Annotated in this window: 19 protein-coding genes; 4 read left to right on the plus strand and 15 right to left on the minus strand. The window is 71.9% G+C overall.

Annotation, left to right across the window (positions count from 1 at the left end; genetic code table 11):
* Positions 1-16: 16 nt before the first annotated feature.
* Together JAO84_RS03525 and JAO84_RS03530 are read right to left on the minus strand one after the other, a co-directional pair.
* Positions 17-661: a GntR family transcriptional regulator gene (locus JAO84_RS03525; RefSeq protein ID WP_370410296.1), complete on the minus strand. Its 645-nt coding sequence runs from the start codon at positions 659-661 to the stop codon at positions 17-19.
* Positions 662-709: 48 nt separating this feature from the next.
* Positions 710-1129, minus strand: coding sequence for a hypothetical protein (locus JAO84_RS03530; RefSeq protein ID WP_370410298.1), 420 nt, complete (start codon positions 1127-1129; stop codon positions 710-712).
* Here JAO84_RS03530 and JAO84_RS03535 point away from each other — a divergent pair.
* The 3 genes from JAO84_RS03535 to JAO84_RS03545 all read left to right on the plus strand — a co-directional run bounded on the left by JAO84_RS03535 (position 1116) and on the right by JAO84_RS03545 (position 3645).
* The gene (locus JAO84_RS03535; RefSeq protein WP_370410300.1) at positions 1116-1496 is read left to right on the plus strand and encodes a hypothetical protein; all 381 of its coding nucleotides are present in this window, start codon (positions 1116-1118) and stop codon (positions 1494-1496) included. The two genes, JAO84_RS03530 and JAO84_RS03535, sit on opposite strands and share 14 nt — an antisense overlap.
* A gap of 202 nt (positions 1497-1698) precedes the next feature.
* The gene (locus tag JAO84_RS03540; RefSeq protein ID WP_007502648.1) at positions 1699-1902 is read left to right on the plus strand and encodes a cold-shock protein; all 204 of its coding nucleotides are present in this window, start codon (positions 1699-1701) and stop codon (positions 1900-1902) included.
* 87 nt (positions 1903-1989) lie between these two features.
* Positions 1990-3645 carry a DEAD/DEAH box helicase gene (locus JAO84_RS03545; RefSeq protein ID WP_370410302.1) on the plus strand — a complete coding sequence of 552 codons (1656 nt, stop codon included), beginning with the start codon at positions 1990-1992 and terminating at the stop codon, positions 3643-3645.
* Here the strand turns inward: JAO84_RS03545 and JAO84_RS03550 are convergent.
* From JAO84_RS03550 to JAO84_RS03565, 4 genes are all read right to left on the minus strand, one after another.
* Entirely contained in the window at positions 3620-4051 is a 432-nt protein-coding gene (locus JAO84_RS03550; RefSeq protein ID WP_370410304.1) for a hypothetical protein, read from the minus strand. The genes JAO84_RS03545 and JAO84_RS03550 overlap by 26 nt on opposite strands.
* Before the next feature lie 274 nt (positions 4052-4325).
* The gene (locus tag JAO84_RS03555) at positions 4326-5252 is read right to left on the minus strand and encodes a MurR/RpiR family transcriptional regulator (protein ID WP_370416642.1); all 927 of its coding nucleotides are present in this window, start codon (positions 5250-5252) and stop codon (positions 4326-4328) included.
* 184 nt (positions 5253-5436) lie between these two features.
* Positions 5437-6306 (minus strand): hypothetical protein, encoded by an 870-nt coding sequence (locus JAO84_RS03560; RefSeq protein WP_370410306.1) that lies wholly within the window; start codon positions 6304-6306, stop codon positions 5437-5439.
* Positions 6307-6388: 82 nt separating this feature from the next.
* Positions 6389-7849: a SulP family inorganic anion transporter gene (locus tag JAO84_RS03565; RefSeq protein ID WP_370416643.1), complete on the minus strand. Its 1461-nt coding sequence runs from the start codon at positions 7847-7849 to the stop codon at positions 6389-6391.
* Positions 7850-8130: 281 nt separating this feature from the next.
* Between JAO84_RS03565 and JAO84_RS03570 the strand changes: the two genes are divergently transcribed.
* Positions 8131-8553, plus strand: coding sequence for a MerR family transcriptional regulator (locus tag JAO84_RS03570; protein ID WP_370416644.1), 423 nt, complete (start codon positions 8131-8133; stop codon positions 8551-8553).
* A 51-nt stretch (positions 8554-8604) separates the two neighbouring features.
* On the opposite strand, the gene JAO84_RS03575 is transcribed toward JAO84_RS03570, so the two are convergent.
* The 9 genes from JAO84_RS03575 to JAO84_RS03615 all read right to left on the minus strand — a co-directional run bounded on the left by JAO84_RS03575 (position 8605) and on the right by JAO84_RS03615 (position 19871).
* Positions 8605-10242, minus strand: coding sequence for a polysaccharide lyase family 1 protein (locus tag JAO84_RS03575; protein WP_370410307.1), 1638 nt, complete (start codon positions 10240-10242; stop codon positions 8605-8607).
* 163 nt (positions 10243-10405) lie between these two features.
* Positions 10406-11518, minus strand: coding sequence for an o-succinylbenzoate synthase (gene menC / locus JAO84_RS03580; protein WP_370410309.1), 1113 nt, complete (start codon positions 11516-11518; stop codon positions 10406-10408).
* Positions 11519-11541: 23 nt separating this feature from the next.
* On the minus strand, positions 11542-12270 hold the full coding sequence (locus JAO84_RS03585; RefSeq protein ID WP_370416645.1) for a GNAT family N-acetyltransferase: 729 nt from the start codon (positions 12268-12270) through the stop codon (positions 11542-11544).
* Between the two features lie 41 nt (positions 12271-12311).
* Positions 12312-13394, minus strand: a complete 1083-nt coding sequence (locus tag JAO84_RS03590; protein WP_370416646.1) for a M20 family metallopeptidase — start codon at positions 13392-13394, stop codon at positions 12312-12314.
* A 227-nt stretch (positions 13395-13621) separates the two neighbouring features.
* Positions 13622-14644 (minus strand): dipeptidase, encoded by a 1023-nt coding sequence (locus JAO84_RS03595; protein WP_370410311.1) that lies wholly within the window; start codon positions 14642-14644, stop codon positions 13622-13624.
* A gap of 76 nt (positions 14645-14720) precedes the next feature.
* On the minus strand, positions 14721-15413 hold the full coding sequence (locus JAO84_RS03600; RefSeq protein WP_370410313.1) for an ABC transporter ATP-binding protein: 693 nt from the start codon (positions 15411-15413) through the stop codon (positions 14721-14723).
* 26 nt (positions 15414-15439) lie between these two features.
* The gene (locus JAO84_RS03605) at positions 15440-17257 is read right to left on the minus strand and encodes a dipeptide/oligopeptide/nickel ABC transporter permease/ATP-binding protein (RefSeq protein WP_370410315.1); all 1818 of its coding nucleotides are present in this window, start codon (positions 17255-17257) and stop codon (positions 15440-15442) included.
* A complete protein-coding gene (locus JAO84_RS03610; RefSeq protein WP_370410317.1) occupies positions 17257-18297 on the minus strand; it encodes an ABC transporter permease in 1041 nt (346 codons plus the stop codon). The genes JAO84_RS03605 and JAO84_RS03610 overlap by 1 nt, the downstream gene beginning before the upstream one ends.
* A complete protein-coding gene (locus JAO84_RS03615; protein ID WP_370410320.1) occupies positions 18294-19871 on the minus strand; it encodes an ABC transporter substrate-binding protein in 1578 nt (525 codons plus the stop codon). The genes JAO84_RS03610 and JAO84_RS03615 overlap by 4 nt, the downstream gene beginning before the upstream one ends.
* Positions 19872-20027: the final 156 nt, after the last annotated feature.

Raw genomic sequence — 20027 nt, forward strand, 5'->3', positions numbered from 1 at the left:
CGGTGGATCTTCACGGTCACGCCTCGCGGCGGTGGTCGGCGATCGCGCGGCGGCTGTGCTCCAGGTGCCGGACGACCAGTTCCTCGACGAGCGTGGTGTCGCGTTCGGCGATGGCGCCGTACAGCAGCTCGTGGTCCTCGGCCATGTCGAGGTGGTGGTCGTGCTGGCCGAGCAGCCAGCGCATCCGGCTGCGCCAGATGGTGGCCAGTTCGGTCAGGACCTCGTTGTCGGCCAGCTCCGTGACGGTCTCGTGGAAGTCCGCCGCGGCGCGCCGGGCGGCCACGGCGTCCCCGGCGCGGACGGCGGCCAGCTCCTCGTCCAGGCGGGCGCGCAGCCGCGCGAGTCCGTCCCGGGTCCGCCGCTCGGCGGCGAGCCGGAAGGTCAGCACCTCCAGGGCGGCCCGTACCTCGGTCAGGTCCGCGACGTCGGAGGCGGTGAACTCGCGCACGATCGCCCAGGTGCGGGGCCGCGGTGTGACCAGGCCCTCGGCGACCAGCGCCCGCAGCGCGTCCCGTACGGGGACCCTGCTGACGCCCAGCTGGGCCGCCAGCTCGCGCTCCACGAGCTTGCTCCCGGGCGGGCGGACCCCGTCGAGAATCTCGTCCCGGAGGTGCCGCGTCACCCGTTCCGACTCCGGTTCGAACTCCCCTGACGCTGCCATGCGCACAGTCTCCCACGTGGGGATCTACGGCTACGGCTACGGCTACGGCTACGGGGCGAGCGTGGTCTGGGGCAGTGAGGCCCGCTGCACGCGGGTGTCCGCGTCCGTGTCGATCAGGCCGATCATGAGCGGGTTGGGGCCGGACGCGGCACCGGTGGCGGCGCGGATGCGGTAGCGATGGGTGACCACCGCGTCCTTGGCCAGGGCGGTGCCGCCGGTGGCGAGCTCGTACGGGTAGACGTCGTTGGCGATCCGCAGGGTGGCCGCGCGCCAGGTGCCGGCCGAGGCGTCCCAGCGCTCCAGGCGGTAGGCGGGGTCGGCGGTGGCCCCCGGCATGATCTCCATCTGGAGGGCGAGAGTGAGGTGCCGGTAGGCGCGGGTGTTGCCGTTGCGGAGGGTGACGGTGAACTCCTGCGCGGCGCCGCCGGCCCTCAGCGTCAGCCCGCCGCCCGGCGTGGCCACCCGCATCGCGAGGTACGTCGGCGCCGGCGCCGGCGGCCTGGTCGCGGTCTTCGACGACGAGGCGGGGGACGGCGGCGCGGTGGGCGTGGCGGGGCGGGTGGTGACGCTCGCCTCGGGCGTGGGCGTCGGCGGCGTTGTCGGTGCGGCCGTGGCCGTGGGCGAGGGGCTCGCCGAGGCCGGGGAGGGGGAGCTCGTCGCCTTCCCGGTCGCCTCCGGGCCGCAGCCGGTGGCGGCCGCCGCCAGGAGCACGGCGCTCACCGTGCCGACGACGACGGCGTGGGTACGGCGCATGTGGTTCTCCCTGGTGTTGCTCGGTGCGGTGGGCCGGGTCAACCTACCGGCGGCAGGACACGGGGCAGCCGAGGAGACGTAACGCTTCGGACGCGCGGCGGCCCGCTCCCGGTGCCCTGGTCCCGATGCCCCGTCGAGCCGCGGCCGGGCTGTGTTAGCCTTATGAGGTTGCAGTTGCGGTACCCATGAACCTATGTGCGCCTGACGGGAATGCTTCTCCTCTGGCGCATATTTTGTTTTCCGGCATCTCCGGATGGGGCCTCTGCCTACAGAAGGAGAAAGTCATGGCGCAGGGAACCGTGAAGTGGTTCAACTCCGAGAAGGGCTTCGGCTTCATCGAGCAGGACGGCGGCGGCCCGGACGTCTTCGCCCACTACTCGAACATCGCCACCCAGGGCTTCCGTGAGCTCCAGGAGGGCCAGCGTGTGTCCTTCGACGTGACGCAGGGCCAGAAGGGCCCGCAGGCGGAGAACATCGTTCCCGCCTGATCGCCGTACGCGTATCGGTACACCGGGGTCGGCACCGTCATGGTGCGGGCCCCGGTTTGCGCTGTTTCCAGGAAGGCAGACCTCCGCATGTCCCGTAGGCCCCAGAAGTCGAACCGACGCGCCTCGAAGCCGTCACCGGCCCCCTCGACGCCGAGGGAGTTCCAGCTGCCGGAGAGCACGACTCCCGCGCTTCCCGCCGTCGAGGAATTCGCCGACATGGACATGCCCGGGGGGCTTCTGAAGACCCTGGCCGCCCAGGGGGTCACCACCCCCTTCCCCATCCAGGCCGCCACGCTGCCGAACTCGCTGGCCGGCCGCGACCTGCTGGGCCGCGGACGCACCGGCTCCGGCAAGACCCTCGCGTTCGGTCTCGCGCTGCTCGCCCGTACCGCCGGTCTGCGGGCCGAGCCCAAGGCACCCCTCGCCCTCGTGCTCGTACCGACGCGGGAGCTGGCCCAGCAGGTGACGGACGCGCTGACCCCGTACGCCACGGCCGTGAACCTCCGGATGACCACCGTGGTCGGCGGGCTTTCGATCAACAAGCAGGCCTCCGCGCTGCGGCGCGGCGCCGAGGTGCTCGTGGCGAGCCCCGGCCGGCTCAACGACCTCGTGGAGCGCGGGGACTGTGTGCTCGACGACGTCCGCATCACGGTCCTGGACGAGGCCGACCAGATGACCGACATGGGCTTCCTGCCGCAGGTCACCAAGCTGATCCAGCAGGTGCGGCCGGACGGGCAGCGCATGCTCTTCTCGGCCACCCTGGACGCCAACATCGACCGGCTGGTGAAGCGGTTCCTCACCGACCCCGTCGTGCACTCCGTGGACCCGTCCGCGGGCGCGGTGACCACCATGGAGCACCATGTGCTCCACCTCATGGACGAGACCGACAAGAAGGCCGTCACCACGCGCATCGCGGCCCGGGACGGCCGGGTCATCCTCTTCCTCGACACGAAGCGGTCGGCCGACCGGCTCGCCAAGCGCCTCCTGTCCGTGGGCGTCCGCGCCGCCGCGCTGCACGGCGGCCGCTCGCAGCCGCAGCGGAACCGGACCCTGGACCAGTTCAAGAACGGCCAGGTCACCGCGCTGGTGGCGACGAACGTCGCGGCGCGTGGCATCCACATCGACAACCTCGACCTCGTCGTGAACGTCGATCCCCCCACGGACCACAAGGACTACGTGCACCGCGGCGGCCGCACGGCCCGCGCCGGCGGAACCGGCAGTGTGGTCACGCTGGTCCTGCCCGAGCAGAAGCGGGACGTCTCCCGGCTGATGTCCGACGCGGGCATCCGGCCGAGCACGGCCCGCATCAAGTCCACCGACGCGGAGCTGACCGCCCTCACCGGCGCCCGCGAGCCCTCCGGCGTCCCCGTCGTCGTCGAGGTCCCCCAGCCCGCGACCCCGCCGGCGCCGCGCCGCGAGCGCAGGACCGACGCCGAGCGCGGTACGGGGGCGCGGCCCGCGCGGCGGCGCCGCAGGGCCAGTGCGGGCGCCGGCACCGGCACCGGCACCGGCACCAGGGCGGCGGCGGACGCCGCCACCGGTACGAAGGAGCGCGGCACGAAGGAGCGGGTGGCGAAGGAGCGGGTGGCGAAGGACCGGACCTCGAGCCGCCGGACCGCCGCCGGCGCGTCGGGCACCGCTCGTTCGGCCGGCCGCCCGGACCGCCGGGGCGGGGAGGGCAAGGAGTCGCGCGGCGCCTCGGCCAGGACCGTCGGCGTCAGGCGCGGAAGTCGTGGTGCGTGAGGTCGATCGCGAGCGAGTTGCCGAGGTTGTTGAAGAACACCGCGGTCGTGCCGCGCGTGGCCACCCGCTCGAAGGGGTTGGAGTCGGCCATGAACACCACCCACACCAGTTTCCGGTCCGTGTCGAGGCGGGCCGCGAACCCTTCCGAGCCGTGTGCGCCGTCGCCGCCGCAGACGTAGCCGGAGGCGTCCGGTAGCTTCGCGAAGCACCGTCGGTGGATGTCGATCTGCGTCACACCGTCCGGATCCTCCGCCAGCAGGGCGTCCAGGTCGAGGGGCGCTCCGAGCTCGAACCACGACAGCGCGGCGCCGTCGGTCGCCGCCTCGCGCGCCGAGCCGTCGGCCCGGTAGAGCCCGCTGCGGGCGGGGGCCAGGCCGGCCCGCCACAGATCGGTGATGCGGCTCATCGTCCCTTCCCATCGGTCGGTCGTTCGCAGAGTCGTACGCAAAAAAGGTGGCGGCTCCGGTCCAGGGGTTGACCGGAGCCGCCACAGTGCACGCGCGTGGAGAGGCGGTGCACGCCGTTCAAACACGAGGGCCGTCTGAGGAGGAGGGGGCGACCCTGCGGTGTTCTGTTCGGGCCCGTGGGGGCGCACTCAGTAAATATTCTTACGGTCGAGAAAGCAAGAGAATGAAAATTTTCATGCACTGACCGTGCGCTCCGACGTGCCCGGAGCGCCCTCAGTCGTCCAGGAAGAAGTCGTGCTGCTCCGCCGCCTGCTCGTACTTCTCCAGACGGGTCTGCGTCCGCTCCGGATCCGCGTCCGCCATGGCCTGGAGGATGGCCGCGGACAGCACCCCGGGCGCCGCGTAGGAGTCGAAGACGAGGCGGGCGCCGGTGCCGGCGCTGAACACCACATCGGCCTCGTCGACCAGCGGCCCGAGCGTCAGGTCGGTGATCAGCGCGACGCGCAGCCCGACGCGGCGCGCGGCCCGCACGACGGCCAGCGTCTCCTTGGCGTGCCGGGGCATCGCGAAGGCCAGCACCCACTCCCCGCCCGCCTCGCGCGCCTGCAGCAGCCCGTCGTACGCGACGCTGCCGCCCCGCGTCACCACCCGTACGTCCGGGTGGATGCGCCGCGCGGCGTACGCGAAGTACTCGGCGAGGGAGACCGAGATCCGCACGCCGAGGACGGTGAGGGGAACGGACCGGGCCAGCTCACGGCCGATGTCGAGGATCCGGTCGGGGTCGGCGAACACCCGCCGCAGCGACGTCAGGTTCTCGATCTCGGCGTCGACCGCCGACTGGAGCTCGTTACGGAGCCGCCGCTCGTCCGGCGCGCCGGCGACCGCGCTGAGCGCGATGGGCTGGAGGGCCTCCCGGAGCGCGGGGTACCCGCTGAACCCCAGCGACGAGGCGAAGCGGGTCACCGACGGCTGGCTGACGCCCACCCGCTCCGCGAGCTCGGTGATCGACAGGAACGCGGCCTCGGTGAGGTGGTCCGTCAGGAACTGGGCGATGCGCCGCTGCGCGGGCGACAGCCGGTGCCCGCCGAACAGCACCTGCAGCCGCTCGGCGGGGGACGCGGTCTCCCCCTCCTCCTCCGGCGCGCGCCTGCCCGGCGTGATCGCGGCCGCCTGTGCGCGCGCTTGCTGCTCGGATGGCACGGGCCCAGATGACACGGGGTGGCTCCTTCTCGTCTCGCTGCTGCCCAAGATAGTTCAAGGGGCCGGGCTGCCCACGGCGCGAGCCGACGGTCTCTCTCCGCCCAGGGCAAAGGACTTCACGCCTGGGCCACCCGATCCACCCGGCGACCTGGCGGGCGAGCCGGTCTCCGCCGAGAGCCCGGGGTCAGGTCCGGCTCGGCAGGCCGTTCGCGTCGCAGGGAAGGGGATGGCCCGGGTGGTCGGCAACGAAGTCCTCACCGATGTCGTCGGCGGTCTCCTCCATGGCCTCGCTGGTGATGCGGATCTGCCCGGAGAACGGCTTGTCGATGTCCTCGATCAGCAGCAGCGATCCGGTGAAGAGGCCCGCCAGGACGAAGAGCAGGACGAAGTGCGAGGGCCCGCGCCGGCGCGGCAGCCCGAAGGCGAAGCCGCCGATCGTCGCGGCCAGCGAGATCACCATGAACCAGTACACGACCGTCGGGATCGTCGGCGTGGCCTCGGAGAGCCTGGTCTGGCGGGCGACGGAGCGTTCGTCGTCCGCCTCGACGAGCAGTTCGAACGCGCTGGCGTCCTTCTGTGCGAGGGCCTTGAACTGGCTGCGGAACTCCGAGGACCAGACCGACGCCTCGGGCGCCTTCTCGCCGGTGTTCATCGCGGGCCACTCGTACGTCATGATCGCCTGCGCGTAGCAGACCGCCGCGCCCTGCATCCGCTCGCGCTCGGGCTCGGGGGCGTAGTCGGCGACCTCGTACAGCTGGTCCACCCGGTGCGCCTCGGCCTCCACGGCCGCGCCGGCCGCCCCGTACGACTCGGCCGCCACGACGATCACGAACGCCACGAGCAGCACGGCCAGCGTCTCCAGCGGGCTGATCAGGTCGCTGATCGACGCCTCCTCCTCGTCCTCGGGTCCGGCCGCCGCGCGGCGGCGCCGGAGCCAGTTGGCGAGCAGGCCGGCGGCGAGCGCGGCGGCCATGATGAGGATGGTGATCGTGGTGAGCATGAGCGAGGCCCCGGGTAGGCGGTCGTAGTCGTCGTACCGTGTCTCCTCGCCCACCCCACCACGCTCGCCGCACGAGGGCCCATCGCGGCTGCGCCGTCCGGCCCAGCCCTGCCCGGGAGGCGGCCGGTCCGTCTGCTCAGTGGCCGGCGGCGAGTTCCCCGGAGAGCCTGCCGTGAAGATCGGCGCTGGATGTGTTCAGACCGGTGATCTCGACGGTCTTGCCGCGCTGGGCGTACTTGGTCTCGACGGCGTCGAGGGCGGCGACGGAGGAGGCGTCCCAGATGTGGGCGGCGGACAGGTCGATGACGACGTTCCGCGGATCGCCCGCGTAGTCGAACTGTCCGACGAGGTCGTTGGACGAGGCGAAGAACAGCTCGCCGGTGACCCGGTAGACGACGGTGGCTCCGTCGGGGTCGGTGACGGCGGTGACCTGGGCGAGGTGCGCGACGCGCTTGGCGAAGATGACCATGGCCGTGATCGAGCCGACGACGACGCCGATGGCGAGGTTCCCGGTGGCGACCACGCAGGCGACGGTCACGAGCATGACCGCGATCTCACCGGCGGGCATCCGCTTGAGGGTCTTCGGCGCGATGGAGTGCCAGTCGAAGGTCGCGAACGACACCATGACCATGACGGCGACGAGGGCCGCCATGGGGATGTCGGAGACGAGCGGTCCGAAGGCCACGCACAGCACCATCAGGAACGCGCCGGCGAGGAAGGTGGAGAGCCGGGTGCGCGCCCCGGACACCTTCACGTTGATCATCGTCTGGCCGATCATCGCGCAGCCGCCCATGCCGCCGAAGAAGCCGGTGACGATGTTGGCGATGCCCTGACCGATGGACTCGCGGGTCTTGTTGGAGTGGGTGTCGGTGATGTCGTCGACGAGCTTCGCCGTCATCAGCGACTCCATCAGACCGACCAGCGCCATCGCGAAGGCGTACGGGGCGACGACAGTCAGCGTGTCGAGCGTGAACGGCACGTCCGGCAGGCCCGGTACGGGCAGGGAGGACGGCAGTTCGCCCTTGTCGCCGACGGTCGGCACGGCGATCCCGGCCGCCACCGTGATCACGGTGAGGACCACGATCGTGACGAGCGGGGCCGGCACGACGGTGGTGATCCTCGGGAAGAGGACCATCAGGGCCAGGCCGCCGATGACCAGCGGGTAGACCGGCCAGGGGACGTTCCTCAGCTCCGGGAGCTGGGCCAGGAAGATCAGGATCGCGAGGGAGTTGACGAAGCCGACCATCACCGAGCGGGGTACGAACCGCATCAGCCTGGCCACCCCGAGCGCGCCCAGGACCACCTGGAAGACACCGGCGAGGATAACGGCCGCGACGAGGTAACCGAAGCCGTGCTCACGGTTGAGCGGTGCGATCACCAGGGCCACGGCACCGGTGGCGGCGGAGATCATCGCCCGCCGGCCGCCGACGATGGAGATGGTCACGGCCATGGTGAACGAGGCGAACAGGCCGATGGCGGGGTCGACCCCCGCGATGATCGAGAACGAGATCGCCTCGGGGATCAGCGCCAGCGCGACCACGAGGCCGGCGAGCACCTCGGTGCGCCAGACCTTCGGATCGGAGATCCAGTCGGGCATCGGACGGCGCGGGCGCGCGGCCGGAGTGGGGGCGGTGGCGGCAGAAGACACGGAGACGGAACCTGTCGTACTCGGGCACACCGCTACGGCGGCGGGCAGGCGGCGGCGCGGGGCGTCATGGACTCGCGCACGCTTCTCGCCTGCGACAATCGGGACTTCGCCGGGGGCGGCTTCGATCCCGGCGCGACATGCAACTCTACCCTAACGTTAGGGTAGGGATGGGCGGGCGCCCGCTCGGGCCCGGCCCCGCGATCACGGGAAGGGCCATGGGGAGCACGGGCGTGGACGGCAAGCACATGCAGATCGGCGAGGTGGCCACGCGGACCGAGCTGTCCCTGCGCACGATCCGGCATTACGAGGAGGCCGGCCTGGTCGTGCCGTCCGCCCGCTCCCAGGGAGGCTTCCGCCTCTACACCGAGCGGGACGTCGAACGGCTCATGGTCATCCGCCGCATGAAGCCGCTCGGCTTCACCCTGGAGCAGATGCGCGACCTGCTCGACGCCACCGACCGGCTGGACGGCGAGCACCTGTCGGCGGACGAGCGGGAGCTCCTGCTCGACCGCGTCCGGGAGTACGAGCGGGGCGCCGCCGAGCAGGTGACCAAGCTGCGCGTCCAGCTGGCTCGGGCCGAGGAGTTCGCGCGGACGCTGCACGAGCGCGTCGAACGCAACCGGAGCGCCGGGGCCTCCACCGAGACCGTGTAGAGAAGGGCCCGGCCGTACGCGGCCGGGCCCTTCTCCCACAGTCGCCGCCCGCTAGCCGGCGTACGTCTCGAACTCGGCGACCTTCGGCGTGCCGGTCGCCCCGGTGATCTCGAAGGTGACCTTGCGCAGTGAGGTCCGGGGGAAGGCGATGGGGCCCGCACCGGTGCCGGTGCCGGTGGCCAGGACGGCGCCGGTGTCGGCGTCGGTCACCCGCCAGGTGCCGATGGTGCCCGCGGAGCCGGACGCCTCCCGGATGACGATCGAGGAGACGGAGACGGCGGAGCCCCACTTGATGGAGATCGAGCCGGTCGAGCCGGCCGGCGACCAGTAGGTGCTCATGTCACCGTCGCGGACGTTGCCGTAACTCGTGCCGTCGGCCTTGCTGGAGCCGTCGGAGCCGGCGCCGATGCTGAGGTTGGTCCCGGAGGGCTGGGTCGCCGTCGGGGTGGGGGTGGGGGTCGGGGTGGTCTGGGTCGGCGTGGGTGCGGGGGTGGTCGTGGTGGGCGTCGGCGCCGGGGTCTGCGGCGAGCAGGAACCGTCCGACACGAGCAGCCCCTTGCCCGCGCCCGCCGTCCGGCTCACGACGTCCGGCACGCAGGCGGCCGCGTCCAGGGTGTACGCGTACGGGATGCTCACCGTGGTGTTCGACCGTACGTCGGGGCCGGCCGGGTGGTAGTCCGACTCCGGCGCCGACCAGGTCACGCCGTCGAAGACGTTGCCGCTCACCTGCCAGTAGCCGGCCGCGTCGGTGTAGAAGGTGCCCAGGACGTCCTTGGAGTCCTCGAAGTAGTTGTTGTCGACCTTGGCGTGGGCGCCCGCACGGGAGTTGATGCCCGATTCGTTGAGGTGCAGGTAGTGGTTGTTGTACATGTGCGCGGTCCCGCCGCGGAGCAGGGGCGCGCGGGAGTCGATGTTCTCGTACAGGTTGTGGTGGTACGTGAGGAAGCCGTTGGACAGCTCGGTCTCGCTGGAGCCGACGAGGCCGCCCCGGCCGGAGTTGCGCAGGATGCTGTAGGACAGGGTCACGTACTGGGTGTTGTCCTTCAGGTCGAAGAGGCCGTCGTACCCTTCCGACTCCCCGCCGGACGCCTCCAGGGTGGTGTGGTCGACCCAGACGTTGCGGACGTCGTTCTCCATGCCGATGGCGTCGCCGCCGTTGGACGTGGGCGAGCCGGACTTCTTGACGTTCCGGACGGTCACGTTCTGGATGATGATGTTGCTCGACTCGCGGATGTGGATGCCGAGTTGGTCGAAGACGGCGCCGCTGCCGACGCCGACGATGGTGACGTTGCTGATCTGCTTGAGCTCGATGACGCCGTCCGCGGTGTTGCAGCTCGCGCCCGACACCTTCGAGGTGTTGGCGTGGTTGATGATGCCTTCGACCTCGATGGTGATCGGTGTGCTGCTGCTCGCCCGCCCGCAGAGGGCGGCGTGGATCGCGGTGCCGGTCGTGGCCCGCACGGTCTGCCCGCCGGCGCCGCCGGTGGTGCCGCCGTTCTGCGTCGCGTAGCCGGTGGCGCTCCCGGTCGCGGCCGAGGCCTGGGGCATCGCCGCCACCACACCGACCGCGGCGGCCAGGGCCGTCACGGCGAGACCCGCCGAGAGTCGCACCGCCGTCGATCGTCGTGCCGCCGATCGCTCTGCTGTCGTTCGCCGTGCTGCCAATCGCCTTGCTGTCGATCGCCTCATCGCCGTCTCCGAATCTCTGATTCGTTGTCGATTGCCGTACCCCGCAAGACAGAAAGCGCTTTCTGCCCGACGCACGATAGGGGTCCCGCAGAGGGCTGACAAGGCTCGCGGAACGAACGCGTTCCCGGGGCCGCGCCCGCTCGGGCCGGCCCCGCGACACGTTCTAGAGCGCGATCCACTCCGTGGACGTCGTGACCTCGTTCAGGACCTCCGGGAGCGGCTCGATGCCCAGACCGGGGCCCGTCGGGACGTCGAGATGCCCGTCGGCGAGGACGAACGGCTCGGTGATGTCCGTGGCGAAGTAGCGGTGCGAGCCGGAGGTGTCGCCGGGGAGGGTGAAGCCCGGCAGGGCGGCGAGGGCGACGTTGGCGGCGCGGCCGATGCCGGTTTCCAGCATGCCGCCGCACCAGACGGGGACGCCGTGGGCGCGGGCGATGTCGTGGATGCGGCGGGCTTCGAGGTAGCCGCCGACCCGGGCCGGCTTGATGTTGATGATCGAGCAGGCGCCGAGGGTGATGGCCGCGGCGGCGTCGGCGGCGGACTCGATGGACTCGTCCAGGCAGACGGGCGTGCGCAGCAGTCTGGCGAGCTGGGCGTGCTGGACCATGTCGTCGTTGGCGAGGGGCTGTTCGATGAGAAGCAGCCCGAAGTCGTCGAGCTTGGCGAGGTGTTGGGCGTCGACGAGGGTGTACGCGGCGTTGGCGTCGACCTGGAGGAGGAGGTCGTCGCCGAAGCGCTCGCGGACCGCGCGGACGGGCGCGATGTCCCAACCGGGTTCGATCTTCAGCTTGATCCGGACGTAGCCCTCGGCGACATAGCCCTCCACCGCGTCCAGGAGCTCGGGTATCGAGTTCATGATGCCGACGGAGACGCCGCACGGCACGCGGTCGCGGGATGCGCCCAGGTGGGCGGCGAAGGACTCGCCAGTCAGGCGGAGTTGGGCGTCGAGGACGGCGGTCTCCAGGACCGACTTGGCCATGTGGTGGCCGGTGAAGGGTTCGAGGGCGCGGCCGACGCCCGCCGCGTCCACGCCGTCCTTCGGCAGGGCCGGGACGAGGTGGCGGCGCAGGACGTCCTGGGCCCCGTCGACGTACTCGGAGCAGTAGCGCGGCTCGGACATGGCCGCGCACTCCGCCCAGCCCTCGGTGCCGTCGGAGGTGACGACGCGGACGAGGAGGACGTCGCGGCTGGTCTCGACGCCGAAGGAGGTGCGGAACGGGGCGACGAGCGGCATCGCGATGCGGCGCAGTTCGACGCCGGAGATCTTGGTCTTCATGTGCGGGTGGCTCCTGGGCTGGTTCAGGCTGCGGTGCGGTGGACGACGTAGCTGCGGCGGTCGTGGAAGCCGGCGACACGGGCGCCTTCGGCGAGCAGGCCGCCGAGCACGTGCCGTACGGCGAGGCGCCAGTCCCGGGCGGCGCCCGGGTCGGTGCGGCGCAGGGACTCGATGTCGTCGGGGAGGTCGACGAGGACGGTGCCGGTGTCGGCCGGGCCGATCACGGGGCGGCCGTCGTCGTTCCGGACGCCGTACGAGGCACCGGCCGGCGGGTCCAGGGGGTGCGGCGCCACGGGCGCGGTCAGGTCCCAGGCGGCCAGGACCCGGTCGGACTCGTCGCCGCCGTTGATGGCGTCGTCCATCTCGCCGTAGAACGACTGCAGGTACTCCACCGGGCGGGCGCCGAGCTTGACCAGGTTGAAGTGGGCGTTGCGGCGGATCAGCGGGTCGTAGGTCCAGGTGATCCGCTTGATCCCGCGGGCGAGGGCCCAGTCGCGCTGGTGCATTTTGAGGGCGAGGCCGATGCCGCGCCCCATGGCCGTGCCGGTGATGTGGGAGTGCAGGGTGGTGCCGATGGGGTCGCCGTAGAAGGCGACGGACGCACCGACCAGGCGCCCGCCCTCGTACGCCCCGGCGACGTAGTTGCCCGCGTGGGACAGGGCGCGCATCACCTCGGCGGAGACGGGCGGGCTGTCCGCGTCGGTCCCCCATATGCCGGCGTAGAGACGGCTGACGGTGTCGAGGTCCTCCATCGCGTGGAGTTCTCTGAGCTCGAGTTCGAGGCCTGGTGCGTTCACTGCAGCGCTCCGACGAGATGGGCCAGGAGCCGGGCGCGGTCCGGCATCGTGGTGGTGACGACGTGTTCGTGGGCGGCGTGGGCGCCGTCGCCGACGGCGCCGAGCCCGTCGAGGGTGGGGCAGCCGGCTCCGGCGGTGTAGTTGCCGTCGGAGGCGCCGCCGACGGCCGCCTGCCACAGCGGGCCGAGGCCGAGTCGCGCGGCGACGTCGCCGGCGAGGGCGAACAGCTTGGCGGAGGCCTCGGGGTCCAGGGGCGGGCGGTTGGGGCCTCCGGAGACCAGGAGGCGCGCCCGCGGGTCGTGCGGTCGCAGGGTCCTGATCAGCTGGTCGACCGCGTCCTGGGCCGCCGCGCTGGGCACCCGTACGTCGACGCTGAGGTCGGCCCGGGCGGGCACGGTGTTGCTCGCGGTGCCGGCCGTCATGACGGTGGGAACGACGGTCGTCCCGGGCCCGGTCCGCGCGGTGACGGTGTCGGCGATCCGGCCCAGGGCCAGGAGCTGGTGGGCGAGTTCGGTCGCCGCGTTGACGCCCTTCTCGGGTTCGAGCCCGGAGTGGGCGGCGCGGCCGTGGACCGTGAGGTCGTAGAGGGAGACGCCCTTGCGGGCGGTCTTGAGGGCTCCCCCGGGCGCGGACGCCTCCAGGACGAGGGCGGCCTCGCACTGCCGCGCCAGCTCCTCGATCAGCGGACGGGAGGTGTCCGAGCCGACCTCCTCGTCGCCCGTGACCAGCACGCACACCCCGTCCAGGGACGGCAGCGAGGCCAGGGCGTGGAACATCTGCACCAGGCCGGCCTTCATGTCGAAGACGCCGGGGCCGCGGGCGATGTCCCGCTCCACCGACCAGGGGTGGGTCTTGATCGAGCCGATCGGCCACACGGTGTCGTGGTGCCCCAGGAGCAGGATGCGCGGGGCACCGAAGCTCCACCGGACGTGGGTGACGCCGTCGACGACCAGTGTCTCGGGGCGGGCGCCGAGCAGCCGGCTCCCCTGGTCGGCGACGACGCGCGCGCTGCGGGCGACGGCGGCGTGGTCGGCGGAGTACGACTCGCAGGTCACAAGTTCTTCGAGGTCGGCGAGCATGGCGCCGAGGCCGGGCGCTGGACGCGCCCGGGCGGGCAGGGGTTCTTGGTCAACCGGCACGGTGGTTCCTCCTGGTGGGGATGGACGCCACGCTAGGCAGGCCGCGATCACGGCGGTTGGTGTCACGGTGAGGAACGTGGGCGTCCGGTTCGTACGAGGGCCCAAGGTGACGCCCCGGGCGGCACCCGAGGCGGCATCCGAGGCTCCGAGGCTCCGAGGCTCCGAGGTCAGCCCATGTGCGTGGCCATGAGCCGCCGTACGTTCCCGCCGAGGATCTTGAGGATGTCCGCCTCCGGCAGCCCCCGGCGCACCAGTGCCTCGGTCACCAGCGGCATTCCCGCCGGACCTTCGAGCCCGGGAAAGTCGAACATCGGGTCCTCGTCGTCGAGGCTCTCGCAGCAGGGCGGGGTGACGTCGTGCATGACCTCGCGGACGAAGTCCGCGCCGAGGCCGACGTGGTCGGTCCCGGCGACGGAGACGATGTGCTCGATGTGGTCGACGATCCGGTCGGTGCTCACCTTCGCCTGCTCGTCGGTGAGGAAGTCGGGCACGAAGTTCACGCACACCACACCGCCGGTGGCGGCCACGCCCCGGATCTGCTCGTCGGTGAGGTTGCGGTGGTGGTCGCGCAGGGCCCGGGCGCACGAGTGGGTGGCGATCAGCGGCCGGGTCGCCAGCTCCAGAACGTGCTCGACGCCGCTCGCTCCCAGGTGGGAGATGTCGAAGAGAATGCCGAGGCGTTCCATCTCGCCCAGCGCCTCGACGCCGGGCACGGTCAGCCGGCTGCCGGTGGCGTCCTCGCGGCTGCCGTCGGCGAGCGGGGTGCGCCCCCAGTGGGCGATGGAGGCGATCCGTACGCCGAGCCGGAAGAGGGTGGCGAAGAGCTCGACGGAGGCGTCGATGCCGGGGGCGCTCTCCAGGGCGAGGACCAGCGCGATCCTCCCTTCGGCGAGGGCCGCGTCGATGTCGGCGCCGTCGCGGCAGAGGACGACCTGGTCGGCGTTGGCCTCGGCGAGGACATGGGCGCACTCGATCATGCGGAGGGTCTGCCGCAGCGCGCCTTCGGGGCGGTACTGGTCGTCGATGAACACCGGAAGCACCTGGATGTCGATGCCGCCCTCGCGCAGCTGCGGCAGCCAGCGTTCGCGGAAGAAGGAACCCCAGCGCATCGGCGGGCGGGCGGCGACGGCCATCAGCAGGTCGTTGTGGGCGTCGGCGACGACGGCGCGGTGGTGGAGTGCGAGGGGCATGGCGGGGCCTTTCGGGCAGGGGAAGGCGGCGTCCGGCGGCCCGTACCAGGGCCGCCGGACGCCACGTCAGGGGGACTCAGGCGCGGGCGAGCCGCGGGACCGCGTCGAGCAGGGTGCGGGTGTACGCGTCCCGCGGCGCGCCGATCACGTCCTCGACGGGGCCGGACTCGACGAGCCGGCCGTGGTGCATGACGGCGACGGCGTCGCAGACGTACCGGACGACGGCGAGGTTGTGCGAGATGAACAGCATGGTCAGGCCGAGTTCACCGCGCAGTTCGCGCAGCAGGTTGAGCACGGCGCCCTGGACGGAGACGTCGAGGGCGGAGGTGATCTCGTCGGCGATGAGCAGCTCGGGCCGGGCCGCGAGGGCGCGGGCGATGGCGACGCGCTGACGCTGTCCGCCGGAGAGTTCGCGGGGGTACTTTCCGGCGTACGCGGCGGGCAGGGCGACCAGTTCGAGGAGCCGCCCGACCTCTGCCGCCCGCTGCGCGCGTGGGACGCGGGTGCCTTCGGCGACGGCGTCGCCGATGCTCATGCGCGGGTTGAGCGAGGAGTAGGGGTCCTGGAACACCATCTGCACCCGGCCGCGGGCGACCCCGGTGACGGACCCACGGTACGGGGTGAGGCCGGCCACGGCGCGGGCGAGGGTGGACTTTCCGGAGCCGGACTCGCCGACGAGCCCGGTGACGGAGCCCTCGGGGACCTCCAGACTGACGCCGTCGACGGCGGTGAACGAGCCGAAGCGGACGGTGAGTCGGTCGATGTTCACGGGACCTCCCGGCGGGCCGTCGGTGTTCACTGGACCTCCCAGCAGGCCACGGAGTGTTCTTCGGTACGGGCGTGCAGCTTGGGGCGGATGGCGCAGCGGCCCGTCACGAAGGCGCACCGGTCGGCGAAGGCGCAGCCGTCGCCGACGTCGCCCGGCGCGGGCTGGCGGCCGGGGATGGTGGTGAGCGGGCCCGAGCGGTCGGTGTCCATGTCGGGGAGCGAGCCGACCAGGGCGCGGGTGTAGGGGTGGCGGGCGTAGTGGAGGGCGTCGGCGGGGAGTTCCTCGACGATGCGGCCCGCGTACATGACGGCGATCCGGTCGCACAGTTCGCTGACGACGGCGATGTCGTGGGAGATGAACAGGGCACCGGCCTGGGTCTCGTCGACGGCTTCGCGCAGGACCCGGAGGACTTCGCGCTGGACGGTGACGTCGAGGGCGGTGGTGGGCTCGTCCGCGATGATCAGGCGGGGCGTGTTCATCAGGCCCATGGCGATGACGGCGCGCTGGCGCATGCCGCCGGACAGTTCGTGGGGGTAGCGCCGGGCGACGTCGGCGGGCTGCTTGATGCGGACGGTGCCGAGGCGTTCGACGGCGCGGGCGCGTGCCTCGGTGCGGGTGGCACCGTCGTGCAGGGTGGCGACCTCGGCGAGCTGACCGCCGACGCGCAGGGCGGGGTTGAGGGAGGACGTGGGGTCCTGGAAGACCATCGCGAGCGAGGAGCCGAGCAGCTTGCGGCGCTCGGAGTCCGGCAGGGCGTCCAGGTCGACCCCGTCGAGACGCATGCGGGCGCTGCCGGCGAGGCCGGGGTAGGGCACGATCTGGCCGATGGCCGCGGCGGTCATGCTCTTGCCGCTGCCGGATTCGCCGACGAGGCCGACGATCTCCCCGGCGCGTACGGTGAGCGACACCTGGCGTACGGGGGTGATGTCGCCCGGGAAGGCGACGGTGAGGTCCCGTACCTCCAGGACGGCGTCCGGTGCGGGCTCGTCGCGGGCGGGGGCGACCTCGGGGGCCACGGGCTTGCCGACGGGTTCGCGGGTGTGGGCGGCGGCCTTGGCGAAGGTGTCGCCAAGGAGCATGAAGCCGAGTCCGGCGAGGCTGACGGCGAGGGCGGGGGCGACGACGACGGCCGGGGTGACGTAGACGTGCCCGAAGGCCTCGTTGAGCAGCCGGCCCCAGTCGTACGAGGGTGCCTGGACGCCCATGCCGAGGAAGGACATCGCGGACAGGCCGAGCAGGGCGGCGCCCATCGACTGGGCGGTGTTGAGGATGAGCGGCTCGGCGATGTTGGGCAGGATGTGCCGGGTGAGGATGCGGCGCCGGGGCACGCGCAGCATGCGGGCGGCGGCGATGTAGTCGGATCCGGCCACGGACGCGGTCATGGTGTGGGTGAGCCGCGCGAAGGTCGGGGCGAGGGCGACGCCGATGCCGAGGACGGCGCCCTGGGCGCCGAGTCCGGCCACGACGGCGGTGAACATGGCGAGCAGCAGGGCAGGGAAGGCGACCAGAAGGTCGACCGCCGCGACGACCGCGCGGCCGGCGCGCCGCGGCAGGATCTGCGGCAGGGTGCCGAGCAGCACGCCGGAGACGGTGCCGATCAGGGTGGCGAGGAAGGCGAGGCCGAGGGTGAGCCGGGTGGCGACCAGGGTCCGGGCGAGCAGGTCGCGGCCGAGGGCGTCGGTGCCGAGCCAGTGCGCGGCGGTGGCTCCCTGGCTGATCTCCGTGGGGTTGATCCGGTTGGCGGCGTCCTCCCAGAACGGCGGGCCGACGACGGCGAGCAGGAGCATGAGGGCGACGATGACGGCGCCGAGGAGGCCGACGGGGTTCTTCAGGAGGCGGCGCATCAGCCCTCCCTGCGGGTGGCGGCGGACGGGGTGGACAGCGTCGACTTGGGGTCGAGGATCCCGAGCAGGACGTCGACGAGGAAGTTGATGAGGAGGACGAGCGCGCCGTAGACGAGGATCATGGCCTGGGCCACGGGGTAGTCCTTCTGGGTGATGGCCTCGACGGTGCGCAGACCGAGTCCGGGCCAGGCGAAGACGTTCTCGACCAGGACGCTGCCGGTGATCAGTCCGCTGAGCAGCAGACCGCCCATGGTCAGGGTGGCGGTAAGGGTGTTGGGCAGCAGGTGGACCGCGTAGAGGCGCCAGGCGGGCAGGCGCTTGGCGTGGGCCAGGCGCATGTAGTCGGTGTCGAGTTCGCGCAGGGTCTCGACCCGGGCGAGCCGGGCGATCATCGCCGCCGGGGCGATGGCGAGCGCCGTGACGGGGAGCACGAAGGAGGCGGGTCCGGTGAGACCGGCCGGCGGGAACAGGCCGAGGCCCAGGGCGAGGACGAGCAGCAGCGCCAGACCGTAGAGGTACTCCGGGATGGCGACCGCGGCGCCGGTGAGGGTGGTGAAGGCGGTCTCGGTGCCGCGCCGGCGCCCGTTGTGGGTGCGGACAGCGGCCCACAGGCCCAGGGGTACGGCCACGGCGAGCGCGGAGAGGGTGGCGAGGACGGCCAGGGCCAGGGTGTTGGGGAGGCCCTGGCCGATGATGTCGGTCACCGGCTGGGAGGTGAAGAACGAGGTGCCGAGATCGCCCGAGAAGAGGTCGCGGACGTAGTGCGTGAACTGGGTGAACAACGGCTCGTCGAGCCCGAGTTCGCTACGGCGCTGCGCCACGAGCTCCTTCGGGGCGGTCGGGCCGAGCATCTGGCGCAGCGGGTCGCCGGGGATCAGATGGATCATCGCGAACGAGGCCACGACGAGCACGGCGAGCGAGCCCGCGAGCCGCAGCAGCTGCCGTACGAGGAAGCCTGGGGTGAGCCGGCGGGTACGGCGGCCCGGGACGGAAGCGGTGGCCGCTTCCTGGGGAGTGAGCACATCGGGTCGGGTGGTCACTTCTCTCCTCCCGTCATGCGGATCGACGTCGGCTCGAAGAGTCCGGTCGTGATGCGGAACGTGGCGTTGTGGGAGGCGGTGGTGAGGGTCTTGTCGACGACGGGGACGAGATCGCCGCTGTCGAACAGCGCGTTCTCCGACCGAGCCCACAGAGCGCAGCCCGACGTGCCCGGGAGCTTGCTCGCGGCGGCGGCGAGCTTCTCGTACTCGGTGTTGGTGAGGTGGGCGAAGTTGCCGCCGTCTGGGGTGAAGGGGCCGGAGAGCGAACCGACCAGCTGCGTGGGCAGGGTGACGCCGAGCGACACCCAGTCCACGTCCCAGTCCTGGGTGACCGCTTCCACCTCGTCGTAGGCGGCGTCCGAGAGGGCCCTCAGTCGCACGTCGACGCCGGCCTTCTTCCACGCTTCGGCCAGGTACTCGGCCGCGGCGGCCATGGTCTCGCCCCCGGAGGTGCCGTAGATCATGCGGATGGTGAGCCGCTTCCCGCCCTTCACACGGAAGCCGTCGGGGCCTCGGTGCCAGCCGGCGGCGTGGAGTGCCGAGGCGGCCGCGGTGGGGTCGTAGGCGGGCAGATGGCCGGTGACCGTGTCACCGGGGCAGGGGTTCGGCCGCAGCACCAGGCCGGTGGGCGGTTGTCCGGTGCCGCCGGTGCCGAGCGCGCCGAGGGAGTGCAGGTCGACCGCCTGGATCAGGGCCTTGCGGACCTCCGGGTCGTCTCCGGGGTGCCCCTTGCCCTGGTGGAAGAAGAACTCCTGAGTGCCGTTGGGCTGGGTCGTGGCGGTGATTCCGGGGACGCTGGTCACCCGGGCACGGTCGGGGCCCGCGAACTGCGCGCCGTTCAGCTGGTGGGAGAGCAGCAGGTTGGCGGCGGTCGACTCGCTGCCGACGATCTTGAGGACGACCGAGTCCGGCATGGCGGGGTCGGTCGCCGTGGCTCCGCCGGGTCCCCATGTGTAGTCCTTGCGCCGGGTGTAGGTGTAGCTCTGGTTCGGCCGGGCCTCCGTGAGCTGGAAGGGGCCCGATCCGGAGGTGCCGCTCCTGAGCAGGGAGCGGTCCTTCAGCCCCTTGCCGCAGACCAGGAACAGGTATCGAGTGCTCTGCAGGATGAGCGAGAACGGCTTGGGCGTGGTGAGGGTCACCGTGCCGGCCGTGTCGTCGGCCTTCGCGGTCAGGCCCTCGGGAACCACGACACCGATGGCGGGCGACTTGGTGGCCGGGTCGGTGATGTAGTCGACGTTCGCAGCGATCGTGCTCGCCGTCACCGGGCTGCCGTCCGCGCAGGTGACGCCGCGGCGCAGGGTGAAGGTGACCGACGACGGCTTGACGTCCCACTTCTGGGCCAGGCCCGAGACGACACGGCCGTCGGGGGCGATGTTCACCAGAGTGTCGTACGCCAGCGACAGCGCGGTGTACGTGGCGGTGTTCTGGAACTGGGCCGGATCGAGCAGTCCGGGATCGCTCTTGATCGCGAAACTGAAGGTGTCACCACCGGTCGACCCGGCCTGGCCGGTGCCGCAGCCGGCCGCGAGCAATGACACGGCGAGACAGGCGGAGATCGCCTTGGCTCTGTTCATCGGGGGCTTCATAGGGGGCTCCATAGGGGGCTCCGTCGGGAGGGCTCCATCGAGGGGGGCTCCGTGGGGAAGAGTTGCCCCACAGTCGCGGCTCGTGGCCGGAATTGATTCAGCCGGGGCGACGAAAGCGGCCTGGCCGATTCGGTACGAGGTCCC

The sequence above is a fragment of the Streptomyces fradiae genome, assembly GCF_041270065.1.
In the GTDB taxonomy this organism is placed as follows: domain Bacteria; phylum Actinomycetota; class Actinomycetes; order Streptomycetales; family Streptomycetaceae; genus Streptomyces.

Excerpts from the sequence above, each read along its gene's own strand:
- JAO84_RS03590 (WP_370416646.1), bottom strand. The coding sequence starts at position 13,394 with ATGCTCGCCGACCTCGAAGAACTTGTGACCTGCGAGTCGTACTCCGCC.
- JAO84_RS03565 (WP_370416643.1), bottom strand. The coding sequence starts at position 7,849 with ATGCCCGACTGGATCTCCGATCCGAAGGTCTGGCGCACCGAGGTGCTC.
- menC (WP_370410309.1), bottom strand. The coding sequence starts at position 11,518 with ATGAAGACCAAGATCTCCGGCGTCGAACTGCGCCGCATCGCGATGCCG.
- JAO84_RS03525 (WP_370410296.1), bottom strand. The coding sequence starts at position 661 with ATGGCAGCGTCAGGGGAGTTCGAACCGGAGTCGGAACGGGTGACGCGG.
- JAO84_RS03550 (WP_370410304.1), bottom strand. The coding sequence starts at position 4,051 with ATGAGCCGCATCACCGATCTGTGGCGGGCCGGCCTGGCCCCCGCCCGC.
- JAO84_RS03545 (WP_370410302.1), top strand. The coding sequence starts at position 1,990 with ATGTCCCGTAGGCCCCAGAAGTCGAACCGACGCGCCTCGAAGCCGTCA.
- JAO84_RS03575 (WP_370410307.1), bottom strand. The coding sequence starts at position 10,242 with ATGAGGCGATCGACAGCAAGGCGATTGGCAGCACGGCGAACGACAGCA.
- JAO84_RS03540 (WP_007502648.1), top strand. The coding sequence starts at position 1,699 with ATGGCGCAGGGAACCGTGAAGTGGTTCAACTCCGAGAAGGGCTTCGGC.
- JAO84_RS03585 (WP_370416645.1), bottom strand. The coding sequence starts at position 12,270 with ATGGAGGACCTCGACACCGTCAGCCGTCTCTACGCCGGCATATGGGGG.
- JAO84_RS03595 (WP_370410311.1), bottom strand. The coding sequence starts at position 14,644 with ATGCCCCTCGCACTCCACCACCGCGCCGTCGTCGCCGACGCCCACAAC.
- JAO84_RS03605 (WP_370410315.1), bottom strand. The coding sequence starts at position 17,257 with ATGCGCCGCCTCCTGAAGAACCCCGTCGGCCTCCTCGGCGCCGTCATC.
- JAO84_RS03615 (WP_370410320.1), bottom strand. The coding sequence starts at position 19,871 with ATGAACAGAGCCAAGGCGATCTCCGCCTGTCTCGCCGTGTCATTGCTC.
- JAO84_RS03530 (WP_370410298.1), bottom strand. The coding sequence starts at position 1,129 with ATGCGGGTGGCCACGCCGGGCGGCGGGCTGACGCTGAGGGCCGGCGGC.